This window comes from Asticcacaulis biprosthecium C19, assembly GCF_000204015.1.
Classification (GTDB): Bacteria; Pseudomonadota; Alphaproteobacteria; order Caulobacterales; family Caulobacteraceae; genus Asticcacaulis; species Asticcacaulis biprosthecius.
This window is the reverse complement of record NZ_GL883079.1, coordinates 257,380-269,985: the sequence shown is the minus strand read 5'-3', so window position 1 is coordinate 269,985 and position 12,606 is coordinate 257,380. Positions and strand designations below refer to the sequence as shown.

Genomic DNA, 12,606 nt, shown 5'->3' with positions numbered 1-12,606 from the left:
AGATGCGCCCACGTGGCATGTCGCGTTCCTGCGCCATGCGTTCGCGCCAAGCAGCAACCTGAGCAAAAACAGCCATATACTTCACCGAGCTCTTGCGCGGCCGCAAACGGCGCCAGGCATCTTCGGGATTGGTCGAATACAGTTCGGGGGCGCACAGATCGACCATTTCGGCCGACACCCATTCCAGCCGGCCTTCACGCGCCAGACGGTCGCGCAGCTTTGGATACAACTTTGCCAGGTGCGTCACGTCACCCAGGGCGTATTGCAATTGCTGGTCAGACAGCGGACGGCGCGACCAGTCGGTGAATCGCGATCCCTTGTCGATATCGATCTTCAATTTCTGGCGCACGAGCGAATCATAGGCCACCTGATCACCGTAACCGGCGGCCATGGCGGCGACTTGGGTGTCGAATATCGGCATGGGCATGGTGCCCAGATTGACGAAGATTTCCATATCCTGACGGCAGGCGTGGAAGACCTTGAGGATCTTTTCGTCGGCCAGGATGTCAAGAAACGGCTTCAAATCCAATGACTTGGCCAGCGGATCGATGATCGCGGCATGGTCTTCGCTGGCAGCCTGGATCAGGCACAGCTTGGGCCAGTAGGTCGTCTCGCGCATGAATTCGGTATCGACTGTAATGAAGGGCGCGGATTTTATCGCCTCACAAAAAGCGATCAGGTCATTGGTATTTGTAATTGGAGTCATTTTGTCGCTATAGCAGAGCGCAAACGCCTCCCAAACCCCAATTTACAGGATTTTTCACGAATGTCCGAACTGAAAAACGGCCTGACCTATGCCGCGTCGGGCGTCGATATCGATGCAGGCGAGGCGCTGGTCGACGCCATTAAGCCTTTGGCCAAGTCGACGCGCCGTCCCGGCGCCGAAGCCAGCCTGGGCGGGTTCGGTGCTCTGTTCGACCTGAAGGCCGCCGGATACGATGATCCGTTGATCGTCACGACTACTGACGGCGTCGGTACCAAGCTCAAGATCGCCATCGAAACCCATCGCCACGACACCGTCGGTATCGACCTGGTCGCCATGTGCGTCAACGACCTGCTGGCCCAGGGCGCGGAACCGCTGATGTTCCTCGACTACTACGCCACGTCCAAGCTGGAGGTTGATGTCGCCCGTCGCGTCGTCGCTGGCATAGCCGAGGGCTGCAAGCGCGCCGGCTGTGCCCTGGTCGGTGGCGAAACTGCCGAGATGCCTGGCATGTATGGCGACAGCGATTACGACTTGGCCGGCTTCTCAGTTGGCGCGGTTAATCGCGACGGCGTACTGCCCAGATTGGACGACCAGCGCGAAGGCGACCTGATCATTGGCCTGGCATCGTCAGGCCCGCACTCCAACGGCTATTCGCTGATCCGTAAGGTCGTCGAGGTGGCCGGTCTGACCTGGTCGTCGCCGGCGCCGTTCGCCAAGGACCTGTCCCTGGCGCAGGCCTTATTGGAACCGACCCGGATCTACATCAAATCCGTCCTGCCGCTGATGAAGGCCGGCCTGATCAAGGGCGGCGCCCACATAACCGGCGGTGGCCTGATCGAGAACCCGGACCGGGCCGTGCGCGACGGGCTGACGGCACAGTTTGATTTCGATGGCTGGAACTTCCCGCCAGTGTTCGAATGGCTGATGCTGACCGGCGGCATCGACAAGCACGAAATGCTGCGGACCTTCAACTGCGGCGTCGGCTTCGTACTGTATGTCAGTCCGAAAAACGCCGATGCGGTTCTGTCCGCTCTGCTGGACGCTGGTGAAGACGCCTTTGTCTGCGGCCAACTGGCGGCGGTTGAAAGCAAGTAAGGCTTAACCAGACGCGACAGGGACGATCAATCACCATCGTCCCTGCCGCGCCTCTGAAACGCAGCGGCATTCTGCGCCTTACATGGTTTAACCCTTACTGCCATTTTCCCTTCACAATCGGTTGAAAACGCACATAAAGATCGTGCCTGTTCGTGCCGTTCGTGGTTAGGCTTCTACCTGACTCACATGCCCGATATCTGGTTTTACCACCTCGAAACGACACCTCTGGATCAGGCCCTGCCGGACCTGCTGGAAAAGGTTGCCCAGAAGGGCTGGCGCGCCTATGTCCACGGTCATGAGGATGACAAGATTTCCGCTTTGAATGACCGTCTCTGGTCTTACCGGCCCGACTCGTTCCTGGCCCACGGCCGTGAAGGTGACGATCTGGAAGGCCACCAGCCCGTCCTGCTCGGCACTTCCGGACGAATGGCCAACAAACCTCAAGTCTATCTGTCGGTTTCCCCAACGGATTTACCGGATGTTAGCGGATTGGAGCGCTGTTTGATTGTGTTCGATGGCAACGATGCCGAGCATCTGACCTGGGCGCGGGGACAGTGGAAACAGCTTAAGGCGACCGGGGCCGATCTGGCGTATTGGAAGCAGAACGACCGGGGACGATGGGAGAAGATGCAGTGAAAACAAAGCTTACAGTTCGTCTCCTCATACTTGGCCTGAGCGCTGCCGTTGTGGCTGGGTGTTCATCCGGCCCGGAGATACCGCCACCGCCGGCAAGGGCGCCATCCAACCCGGGCTATACACCGGTGCCGGATCGAGGCAAACCGTCAACGCCCGCTCCCAGCACGCCGTCCGCGCCGCAGTTCAAGCCGGTTGCGAACGACCAGTGTGGTGCTATGGACTTGCAACATCTGATCGGTAAGCCGCGCACCGACATTCCGGTGCCGCTGCATCCGGGCAAGCGGCGCGTGGTCTGCTCGACCTGTGCGGTTACCATGGACTATTCGGCTGATCGTCAAACTATCGTGTTCGACACGGATACAGGTTTGATACAGTCGGTGAAATGCGGCTAGTTTACCTGATGAGCTTCGAGGATTAGTCTCTACAACGTCAGGTCGCAGCGATTCGTTTTTAAGACGAGGCTTTGGGCCGGGATGAGGTACAGGGAATGAGTAAACGGCTTATCGAGGATAATCGGCCCGCCGAAATCCTGCTTGTCGACGATAACCGCGGCGACGCCCTTCTGGCGCAGCATGCCTTGCGGGAAGCCAGCTTCGCCACGAATCTGACGGTCGCCCAGACGGGCGAGATCGCTATGGCAATTTTACGCGGCGACGGTGATCATTGTGGCAAGCGGTTGCCGGACCTGATCCTGTTGGATCTGCAACTGCCCCAGATGAGCGGACTTGATGTGCTGACAGCGATCAAGGCGGGTGACCGGACCAAACACATTCCGGTGATTGTGATGTCGAACTCCGGCGCCGGGCGTAATGTGATGACCAGCTACCGGCTGCATGCCAATGCCTATGTCGTTAAACCGCTGGATATTACGAAATACCGAGAGGCAATCGCCTTAATGGAACAGTTCTTTTTTGTGTTGGCCACCCTGGCCGAAGCCGAGAGCTGACTGGGAAGCTCTATGGAAGACGGAGATAAGCCCATGCAGGCATGCCGCGAAATATCGGCCCCGGTCCAGATCGATGACGCCGAGGAATTCAAGGATTTCGCCTATATCGTATCGCACGACCTGGCAGGTCCGGTGCGGTCAATGGTAGGATTCTCCCAACTGTTGATGGAAAAGGTCAAGATCGGTCCGACGGAAGAGGACCGACTGCACTTGGAACTGATCATCGAAAGCGGCCAGAAGCTGAACGACATGATCCAGGGACTGCTGGCGTTTTCGCGCCTGAACACGGTCGCGCGCACGCCGGAGCCGGTGGATCTGGAGATCGTCCTGGCACGTTGTCATATGGAACTTCAGGCTAAACTCGATGCGACCGGCGGGCAGTTGATCTATCCGCCGATGCCGACAGTGATGGCCGATCCGTCGCGGATGTTCACCCTGTTCCACGCCTTGATCGATAATGCGATCCGCTTCCGCAAACACGGCATTGCCCCGGACGTGCGGGTGTCGGTGACGGAATGTCCGACGCGCTGGGATTTCTCCGTCGAAGACAACGGTATCGGAATCGATCCGATGTTCTACGATGATGTCTTCCGACCTTTGCGCAAGCTACACACGGACGACGCCTATCCCGGAGTCGGGATGGGACTGACCCTGGCGCGCAAGATCGCCTTGCAGCATGGCGGCAATATCTGGATCGAGCCCTCCCCCCTGGGCGGGACGGCGGTCTGTTTCAGCGTGGCCAAGTAGGGCCGGCATGGGGGCAGATTACAAGGTACATTTACCGCGGTTCCGCGATTGCGTCCGGATGTCGGCGCACATGGACGTTTTGTATACCGGGTGTCGCTGGGCCGAAGGGCCGGTGTGGTTTCCGATGATGCGGTCTCTGCTTTGGAGCGATATCCCAAATGACCGGATGCTGCGCTGGGACGAGACGACCGGTGGCGTGGGCGTCTTCCGTTCGCCGGCCAACTATGCCAACGGCAATACGGTGGATCGTCAGGGCCGTTTGGTGACCTGCGAGCATGGCGGCCGGCGGGTAACGCGGACGGAGCATGACGGGTCGGTGACAGTGATCGTTGACCGGTTCGATAGCGGCCGTTTGAACAGTCCCAACGATGTGGTGGTAACGTCGGATGGCGCAGTGTGGTTTACCGATCCGACCTATGGCATTGATACGGATTATGAGGGGCAAAAGGCCGTGTCCGAACAGGACGGCAGCCACGTCTATCGTGTCGATCCGCTGGGTCAAGTCACACGGGTTTTGACGGATTTTATCAAGCCGAACGGGCTGGCGTTTTCACCGGACGAAAAGCGGCTTTATGTGGTCGATAGTGGGCGGACACATGTTCCGGACGGCCCCCGGCATATCCGCGTGTTCGATGTCGCTGAGGATTGGTCATTGTCCGGCGGTGATATTTTCGCCGATAACGGCAATTACGATGGCCTGAGGGTGGATACGGACGGGCGGGTATGGACCAGCGCCACGGAGGCTGTGCACTGCTACGAGTCGGATGGTGTTCTGTTGGGGGAAATTGTTGTGGGTGAGTCGGTGTCGAACGTCTGTTTCGGCGGCGCCAAGCGGAACCGCCTGTTCATTACAGCGACGACGAGCGTTTATGCCGTAATGCTGGCTGTGAATGGCGCGCGGACGTTTTAGCGCTATCGAGTAATGGGGTTTGGGGCCTGCGGCCCCAGTCTTCCTGCTTCCTTCCCTTGACCTTCGCCCTCAAGGGGGCGAGGTCGAGGGAAGGAATAAGAAGTTTTTTGGGGTCGCAGACCCCAAACCCCGTAACTGATCGGCGTTAAACGCCGGCCTCCAGCTTCGCAGCCTCATACACTTCCGCCGCGTCCATCCACTCGGCTTCCATTGCCACCAGCGACTCTTCCAGCTTTGCCTTGTCCTTCCCGTAGGTTACGGCCAACCCCGGATTTTTCACATAAAGCTCTGCATCGCCCAGTTTCAGATCCAGCAGCTTGATCTGATTGCCGACGTTCTCGATCTTGCGTTCCAGGTCGTCGGCCTTCTTCTTCAGGGGCGCAATCGCCTGACGCGCCGCCGCCGCGGCCTTGCGGGCGTCCTTGGAATTAACCGTCGGCGCCTTCTCTTTCCCTGTCGCTTCAGCCTCTTCCCGCGTCGCTGTCTTCGCCCGTTCGACGACCAGCTTGGCGTAATCCTCCATGGATCCGCTGTACGGCTTCACCGTCCCGTCGTTCACCAGCCACAGCTTATCTGCCACCAGTTCGATCAGCGACCGGTCGTGGGTGATGATCAGCACCGCCCCCTCATAGTCATTCAAAGCATCCAGTAGCGCACGCCGCGAGTCGATATCCAGGTGGTTGGTCGGTTCGTCCAGAATCAGCAGGTGCGGCCCGTCCATCGCCACCATGTTCAGCAGCAACCGTGCTCGTTCGCCGCCCGACAGGTCCTTGACCTTGGTCTCAACCTTTTCCACCGTCATGCCGAACGACCCCAGCCGCGACCGCCGCTTCGATTCGGTGTCCTCCGGCCGCGCCCGCCGCATCATCTCCAGCGGCGTATCCTCTGGATCCATGGCCTCGATCTGGTGCTGGTGGAACCACGCCACGGTCATCCGCCGGTCACGCCATTGCTCGCCATGCCGTTCACTCAAGGCGCCGGCCAATAGCTTGGCGAAGGTCGACTTACCCGCACCATTGACGCCCAAAACCCCAATTCTATCATCGGGATCCAGGCGGATCGTCATGTTGCGCAGGATCACCGTATCGCCATATCCGACACTGGCATCGTCCAGCCGCAGGATCGGCGGCGCCAACTGCTTTTTCGGCGATGGCAGGATAAATCGCGCCACTCGATCTTCAATGTTTGCGGCAATGGGCGGCAACTTCTCCAGCTTCTTCATCCGCGACTGCGCCTGCGCGGCCTTGGACGCCTTGGCGCGGAAGCGATCGACGAAGGCCTGCAGGTGGGCGCGCTCGGCCTCCTGCTTGACCTGGTTGGCGGCGTTCAAACGTGCCTTCTCTGCCCGCAAGCGTTCGAAATCGTCATAGCCACCTGTATAGAGGTCCAGTTTCTGACCCGCGACGTGAACGATGGCGTCGACCGACTCGTTCAGCAGGTCGCGGTCGTGCGAAATCATCAGCGCCGCATTGGGATAGCGCTTCAGGCGTGTTTCCAGCCAAAGAGCGCCTTCCAGGTCGAGATAGTTGGTCGGTTCGTCGAGCAGCAACAGATCAGGCTCAGCCAGAAGCGCGCCAGCCAGGGCCGCCCGCATGCGCCAGCCACCCGAAAACGCCGAAATCGGCCGCGTCAGGTCGGCGGTCGAAAACCCGAGACCGCTGAGGATTTCGGCCGCGCGCGACGGCGCCCGGTCGGCGCCGATGGCGTAGAGGTCATGGTGGATTTCAGCCTGGTGAATCGGATCGGCGGTTTCCAGATCGGCCAGCAGGCGCGCTCGGCGGGTGTCAATGGCCAGGACGGCCTCTATGAGGTGCTGCGGCGAGGCGGCGATTTCCTGATCGACCGAAGCGACGCGCCAGCCCTTCGGTGTGGTGATTTCGCCGCCGCCAGGCTGGGCATGGCCCAGGATCAACTTGAAGAGGGTCGACTTGCCGACGCCGTTGAGACCGACCAGACCGGCCTTTGTCCCCGGGGTCAGGGTCAGGGTGGCGCCGTCAAAAAAACGGCGCCCGTAGGCGTCATAGGTCAGGTTGGTGATCTGCAACATAACTCGAAATCTTGGGAATTTATGGGTTGGCGAACGGATTGTGCATCGCTATAAGCCCCAAAGTCAAAAAATCAAAAGGGTGCGATGCGATAATTACGCCCTGCTGCCGCACTCTTTTGATTTTTGACGTGAAATCAAAAAAACTGCCCGCCCGATAGGGGGCGTGCGGAACGCAAATGCAAAACAAAATGGAACTCTATATGTCCCGCACCTTCTCGATCATCAAGCCTGACGCCACCCGCCGCAACCTGACCGGCGCGATCAACGCCGTCATCGAAGCCGCCGGCCTGCGCATCGTCGCGCAACGCCGCATCAAGCTGACCCAGGCGCAGGCAGAAACCTTCTATGGCGTCCATTCGGAACGCTCGTTCTTTGGTGAACTGGTCGCCCAGATGACGTCCGAGCCGGTGGTCGTTCAGGTTCTGGAAGCTGACAACGCCGTGCCGAAGTACCGTGAAGTCATGGGCGCCACCAACCCGGAAAACGCTGCCGAAGGCACGATCCGCAAGCTGTTCGCGCTGAACGTCGGCGAGAACTCGGTGCACGGTTCGGACTCGGATGAGAACGCGGCGCTTGAAATCGCGCAATTCTTCGCCGAAGAAGAAATCGTCGGCTAACACCCCAAGGTTTCGGGGTTTGGGAGCTATGCCCCAAGTCCTTCCTTTCTGGAAAAAGCCCCGCCGTTTGAAACCGAACCCGAAACGTGGGTGTCCGGGTTCAAACAGCGGGGCTTTTTTTTCGTTTCGGAAAAAAATTCGCTTTCTGAACGAAGATGAACGAACCTATCAAGCACCGTTCATCTTGGCTCCTTTATACCGGTCATATCAGCCGGCGGTGAGGTCACCAGACCCGGCATACCGGGGAAGGAACCCACACCATGATCCGCCTGACCGCGACCCGCAAGTTGATCGCCGCCGCCATCGCCACCGCCGCAATCGCCGGCTTTGCCCTCCCCGCTTCTGCAGAGAGCTGCCACGGCCAGAAGAAGGACGCCCAGCGCAATGGCGCCATCGCCGGCGCCGTGATCGGCGCAGCCGTCGGTGGCACAGCCTCAAACACCCGTAACAAGGGTCTGGGCACCGTGGCCGGCGCTGTTGTCGGTGCCGCGGTCGGTTCCTCGATCGCCAAGAACAACACCAAGTGCCGCTACGACTACGGCTACAACGACTATTACGACAGTGGCTACAACAATCGCGACTACGACAATCGCTATAACGACCAGTATGACCGTCGCGATGACCGATACGACCGCCGCGATGATCGCCGTGACGACCGTTATGACCGCCGCGATGACCGCCGCCACAGCCGTCACGATCGCCGCAACGATCGCTACGACGACCGTCGCTATTAAGTTTCCCTGATCAGATCCCTCAACACCTCATGCCGATCCCGTATCATGAGGTCCAGAGCGCAATCCGATAAAGTGGACGCCACTTTTCGGGAAAATTGCGCGACAAAACAAAAACTTAGAGCGGGTTTTTTGATTTCATCAAAAACCCGCTCTAGAAGCCCGATGCCTTCCCCCGCGCATCGGGCTTCCTTTTATTTCGCTTTTGGTGTCCGCCAGGACAGCAGCATGGCGCCCCAGAAGTTCCAGACCGAACTCAGCACCGCGGCCAGGATACCGGCCGGAAGCCAGTGGACCTTCAGTTCCTCTTTCATGAACAGGGCCAGGGCCAGGCTGATCAGCGCGCCCACGGAGCAGGCGACATAGAATCCCAACAAACCACGCAACAGCCCCCAGCCCTGCAGCCGCTTGTCGCGGAAGGTCAGGATGTTGTTCAGGAAGAAGTTCCAGGTCATCGACAGCCATATGGCGACGCTGTAGCTGACCACGTCGTCCGTGCGGAACTGGAAACGATAGAGCGGCAAATAGCTGCCATCACGGAAAAACATGTGCGCCAGGATCAGCACGGCCGAATAGACCACAACACCGCTCAGACCTACGCCAACAAACATGACGAAACGCGCCGGCAACAGTCCGCCCGTGGCCTTTTCGATCAGCACCGCGACCAGGTCGATCACCACGCGCAGATCCAGCTTCGACTCGCCGCCCTGACGCTGGCGTAACGACGCCTTGATCTCACCGAAACGCGGCTTAGTCTTGCTGGATGAGGCAATGTCGAGCAGGATCTTGAAGCCCAGGCCGGTCAGTTTCGGCCGCGCCGACAGATAATAGTCGCGCGTCATCATGAAACAGCCGCTCATCGGGTCGGACAACGGCACCTTCAACACCAAACCTGTCACCCAGGTAAAGGCTTTCGAACCCAGGTCGCGGATACCACTGAGGCCGGTTTCGGTCTTGCCGATATAGCGCGAGACGCAGACCAGGTCCTTGTCGCCCTTCAGGATCAGTTGGGCCAATTCGCGGATGGCGGCTGGGTCGTGTTGGCCATCGCCGTCCATCACGCCCAGGAAACGCCCGTGGGCGATGTCCCAGCCCTTCATGGCGGCCGACGACAGACCGCGTTCACCGACACGAACATGCAGGCGCACGTTCGGGCGAGTCGCGGCCACCGCGCGGACTTCATCGGCGGTATTGTCCTTGGAATCGTCATCGACAACGATGATCTCGTGGCTGATCCCTTCCAGGGTGTCACAGATTTCCTCGATGACGGCGCGGATGGCGGCGCCTTCGTTCAGGGTACAGATGACCAGGCTGAGATCAGGAGCGTTCGGTTCGACCGGAACAGACGAAGGGACAGCAGACGACAAACACAGGCTCCTTATAAGGGTCTCGCTCCTTAATAGTTTCAGCGGCGGAAAACAATGGCCTGCTTGTGCTGGTATCGCGGGGCAGTTACACATGCACAGCCCCTCAAGGTATCCGTATGAAGATCGCCATCGTCCTGCCGCCGGAGTTCAAGTTCTGCGCCCGCCGGCCCCATTCCATCGAAACCGTTATCCGCACCTTTGCTACCTACAATCCGTGGGGCCACGAATTGCGGGTTTTCTGCGACGGCGGCGCCGAAGCGCGCTGCGACATTCCGATCGTCGAACTACCTGTCGGCGCCGGACGTTCGGCCCGAACACGGGCAGCCGTCGCGGCGCTGAAAGCCTTCGCCCCGGACTATATCGAAGTCCATCATGAGGCCCGGCTGGCCAACCAGATAGCCCGCGCCCTGCCCTCGGTCCCAACGGCGATCTATCGCCACAACTATATCAAACCGCCGAAGAACATCTTCCAGCGCCTGGATCAGAACTGGCGCTACGGCGCGCTGGACCGGTTCCTGTTCGTCAGCAACGACACGAGAGACCACTTCCTGGCTGCGTTTCCGAAATTCGCATCGCGCGCCTTTTCGATCTTCAACCCCATCGATGCCGCCAAATGGACAGGCAATCCGGACGCCAAGGACCATACCATCGTCTTTGCCGCCCGCGCCATTCCCGAAAAAGGCCTGGAACCGCTGTGCGACGGCCTGGCGCAGGCCCTGCCGAACCATCATGACTGGAAGGCAGTGCTGATCCTCAGCGCCTTCGATGACGCCAACACCTGGGCACAGACGCAGGTCGCCAAGCTTAAAGACCTCGGCGACCAGGTGACGATCCTCACCAACCAACCGCTGGCCGTGGTTCAGGAAAACCTGGCCAAGGGCGCCATTTCGGTCATACCGTCGGTGTGGAAAGACCCCTTCCCCCTCTCGGCCCTGGAGGCCCATGCGGCGGGCACGGCGGTGATTTCGTCAGGTTCAGGCGGCCTGCGCGACATCAGCGGCGAGCACGCAGTCTATATCGATCCGGTTGATGGACCTTCGGTTGCATCTGCAATCGACAAACTGATTGGTGATCCCGGTCTGCGCCGGCAGATCGCCGCTTTCGGTCAGGCGCGCGCCAGAGTGGAACACACCATCCCGCGCCGCGCCGAAGAACTGAACACCATCCGCGAAGGGGCCGTCGCCGCCCGGAAAGCGTCATGAAGATCGCCATCGTCCTGCCACCTGGTTACACCTTCTGCGCGGTGGAGCCCAACTCGATCGAGACGGTGATCCGGACCCTCTCCGTGGGCAGCACTGACGAGATCCGCGTCTTCTGCGAAACCGGCGCCAAGGCACGCGACGATATTCCGGTGACCGAGATCGATCCCGGTGGCAATCGCCTCGTCCGGCGCAAACGCATGATCGGCGCGGTCAAAGCCTTCGCGCCCGACTATGTCGAGTTCCATCAGCACGCTATCTCGGCCTCAGCGATCGCTGGCGCTTTGAAAGCGATCCCCAACAGCCTTTACCGGCACAACTACGTCAAGAAGCCCAAGCACCTGATCGACCGCTGGCGCAATGTCTGGCGCAACCGCTCGTTCGACAGCTTCATCTTTGTCAGCGAGGCGGCGAAAGCGAACTTTCTTGGCAATTACCCGCAATATGCCGGGCGCACCTATGCGGTGGCCAATCCGATCGATGCGTCGCTATGGCCGGGCGATCCGCTGGCAAAAGGCAAGACGATCATCTTTTCCGGCCGGGCCGCCCCGGAAAAGGGCCTTGCGCCGCTGTGCGACGCCCTGACCGAGGTCCTGCCGCGTCATCCCGACTGGAAGGCGGTTCTGGTGCTGAACCGTTTCGGCGTCCACGGCGACTGGGCCCAGGCGCAGATCGACAAGCTGCCAGCGACACAGTTGACCGTGCTGAAAGACCAGCCACTTGATGCCGTCAAGGCGCAGATGAAATCCGCCGCGGTGGCTGTGGTGCCGTCCATTTGGGAGGAACCGTTCGGTCTGGTAGCCCTGGAGGCCCATGCCGCCGGCTGCGCCGTGGTTTCGTCGGGCACCGGCGGCCTGCGTGAGGCCTCGAGCGATCATGCTCTGTATGTCGCGGAGGTGACAGGCTCGGCGCTCTCCGAGGCACTGGAGCGATTGATCGGAGACGACGAGTTGCGGGTTACCCTGGCGCAGTCAGGCCAGGCCTTCGTGGTTGACGTTCATACCCGCGAACATCGCGCCATACAGTTGCACCAGGTGCGAATGGGGATTGCAAGAGTTTAGACAGCGCCTTTCGACGCCAGCGGCACGTGGTAATTTCCAATCGTGAACAGGTGCGCAGCAACAATCGCATGGAGGCAGGATCACGGGCTGCCCCGCCCAACATGACGATGAGAGCAACCAGTCCGAGATCCAAAAGCATTTTTCATCCAGCCCCATCCTCAGTCGCCTGATATAACAAAGTTGTTTCGCGTTCAGGACAGGGTTTGACCTTGCACTTCGGCAAAAGCGTGGGACAATGGTAGGACAATATCAAAAAAAGGTGCCCGGAGGCAACATGACAACGCGCCGACAAGTCTTACAGGGACTTATCTTCAGCCTGGGTGGCGCTGCGGCGCTGTCGGCTTTCCACAGCACTGAAGCCGGTGCCGCCGAATCGGCAACAGGCGGCTTTTACACGGCCGATGAACTGGCTCTGGTCACCTTTCTGGCCGATGCCATCATTCCGCGCACCGATACGCCAGGCGCGGTGGGGGCCGGTGTCCCCGCCTATATGGACCATCTGTATCTGACCTGGGCTGGCGAAAAGACCAAGGCGGACCATCGC

The 12,606-nt window shown here is 59.9% G+C and carries 14 protein-coding genes; 11 read left to right on the top strand and 3 right to left on the bottom strand.

The window, feature by feature from the left end:
• Positions 1–706, bottom strand: a 706-nt coding sequence (rnd, locus tag ABI_RS25305) for a ribonuclease D (protein WP_040309527.1), incomplete at its 3' end; no start/stop codon positions are given.
• A 60-nt stretch (positions 707–766) separates the two neighbouring features.
• Between rnd and purM the strand changes: the two genes are divergently transcribed.
• From purM to ABI_RS16405, 6 genes are all read left to right on the top strand, one after another.
• Complete coding sequence (gene purM / locus ABI_RS16430) at positions 767–1,801, top strand: phosphoribosylformylglycinamidine cyclo-ligase (protein ID WP_006274171.1); 1,035 nt, start codon at positions 767–769, stop codon at positions 1,799–1,801.
• A 186-nt stretch (positions 1,802–1,987) separates the two neighbouring features.
• Positions 1,988–2,437, top strand: coding sequence for a DNA polymerase III subunit chi (locus tag ABI_RS16425; protein WP_006274170.1), 450 nt, complete (start codon positions 1,988–1,990; stop codon positions 2,435–2,437).
• Between the two features lie 215 nt (positions 2,438–2,652).
• A complete protein-coding gene (locus tag ABI_RS26290) occupies positions 2,653–2,829 on the top strand; it encodes a hypothetical protein (RefSeq protein ID WP_006274169.1) in 177 nt (58 codons plus the stop codon).
• Positions 2,830–2,924: 95 nt separating this feature from the next.
• Positions 2,925–3,383, top strand: a complete 459-nt coding sequence (locus ABI_RS16415) for a response regulator (RefSeq protein ID WP_006274168.1) — start codon at positions 2,925–2,927, stop codon at positions 3,381–3,383.
• A 33-nt stretch (positions 3,384–3,416) separates the two neighbouring features.
• A complete protein-coding gene (locus ABI_RS16410) occupies positions 3,417–4,130 on the top strand; it encodes a sensor histidine kinase (protein ID WP_006274167.1) in 714 nt (237 codons plus the stop codon).
• 70 nt (positions 4,131–4,200) lie between these two features.
• The gene (locus tag ABI_RS16405) at positions 4,201–5,040 is read left to right on the top strand and encodes an SMP-30/gluconolactonase/LRE family protein (protein WP_006274166.1); all 840 of its coding nucleotides are present in this window, start codon (positions 4,201–4,203) and stop codon (positions 5,038–5,040) included.
• Between the two features lie 145 nt (positions 5,041–5,185).
• On the opposite strand, the gene ABI_RS16400 is transcribed toward ABI_RS16405, so the two are convergent.
• Positions 5,186–7,087 (bottom strand): ABC-F family ATP-binding cassette domain-containing protein, encoded by a 1,902-nt coding sequence (locus ABI_RS16400; RefSeq protein WP_006274165.1) that lies wholly within the window; start codon positions 7,085–7,087, stop codon positions 5,186–5,188.
• A 200-nt stretch (positions 7,088–7,287) separates the two neighbouring features.
• On the opposite strand from ABI_RS16400, the gene ndk reads away from it, so the two are divergent.
• Both ndk and ABI_RS16390 read left to right on the top strand, forming a co-directional pair.
• The gene (ndk, locus tag ABI_RS16395; RefSeq protein WP_085930202.1) at positions 7,288–7,704 is read left to right on the top strand and encodes a nucleoside-diphosphate kinase; all 417 of its coding nucleotides are present in this window, start codon (positions 7,288–7,290) and stop codon (positions 7,702–7,704) included.
• Between the two features lie 260 nt (positions 7,705–7,964).
• Positions 7,965–8,438 (top strand): glycine zipper domain-containing protein, encoded by a 474-nt coding sequence (locus ABI_RS16390; protein WP_006274163.1) that lies wholly within the window; start codon positions 7,965–7,967, stop codon positions 8,436–8,438.
• Between the two features lie 191 nt (positions 8,439–8,629).
• On the opposite strand, the gene ABI_RS16385 is transcribed toward ABI_RS16390, so the two are convergent.
• On the bottom strand, positions 8,630–9,802 hold the full coding sequence (locus tag ABI_RS16385; protein WP_006274162.1) for a glycosyltransferase: 1,173 nt from the start codon (positions 9,800–9,802) through the stop codon (positions 8,630–8,632).
• A 116-nt stretch (positions 9,803–9,918) separates the two neighbouring features.
• Here ABI_RS16385 and ABI_RS16380 point away from each other — a divergent pair, with 116 nt between their 5' ends.
• From ABI_RS16380 to ABI_RS16370, 3 genes are all read left to right on the top strand, one after another.
• Positions 9,919–11,004 carry a glycosyltransferase family 4 protein gene (locus ABI_RS16380; protein ID WP_006274161.1) on the top strand — a complete coding sequence of 362 codons (1,086 nt, stop codon included), beginning with the start codon at positions 9,919–9,921 and terminating at the stop codon, positions 11,002–11,004.
• The gene (locus tag ABI_RS16375) at positions 11,001–12,062 is read left to right on the top strand and encodes a glycosyltransferase family 4 protein (protein ID WP_006274160.1); all 1,062 of its coding nucleotides are present in this window, start codon (positions 11,001–11,003) and stop codon (positions 12,060–12,062) included. Before ABI_RS16380 ends, ABI_RS16375 begins: the two co-directional genes overlap by 4 nt.
• Positions 12,063–12,336: 274 nt before the next feature.
• The coding region (locus tag ABI_RS16370) for a gluconate 2-dehydrogenase subunit 3 family protein (protein WP_211211183.1) at positions 12,337–12,606 on the top strand (270 nt) is incomplete at its 3' end.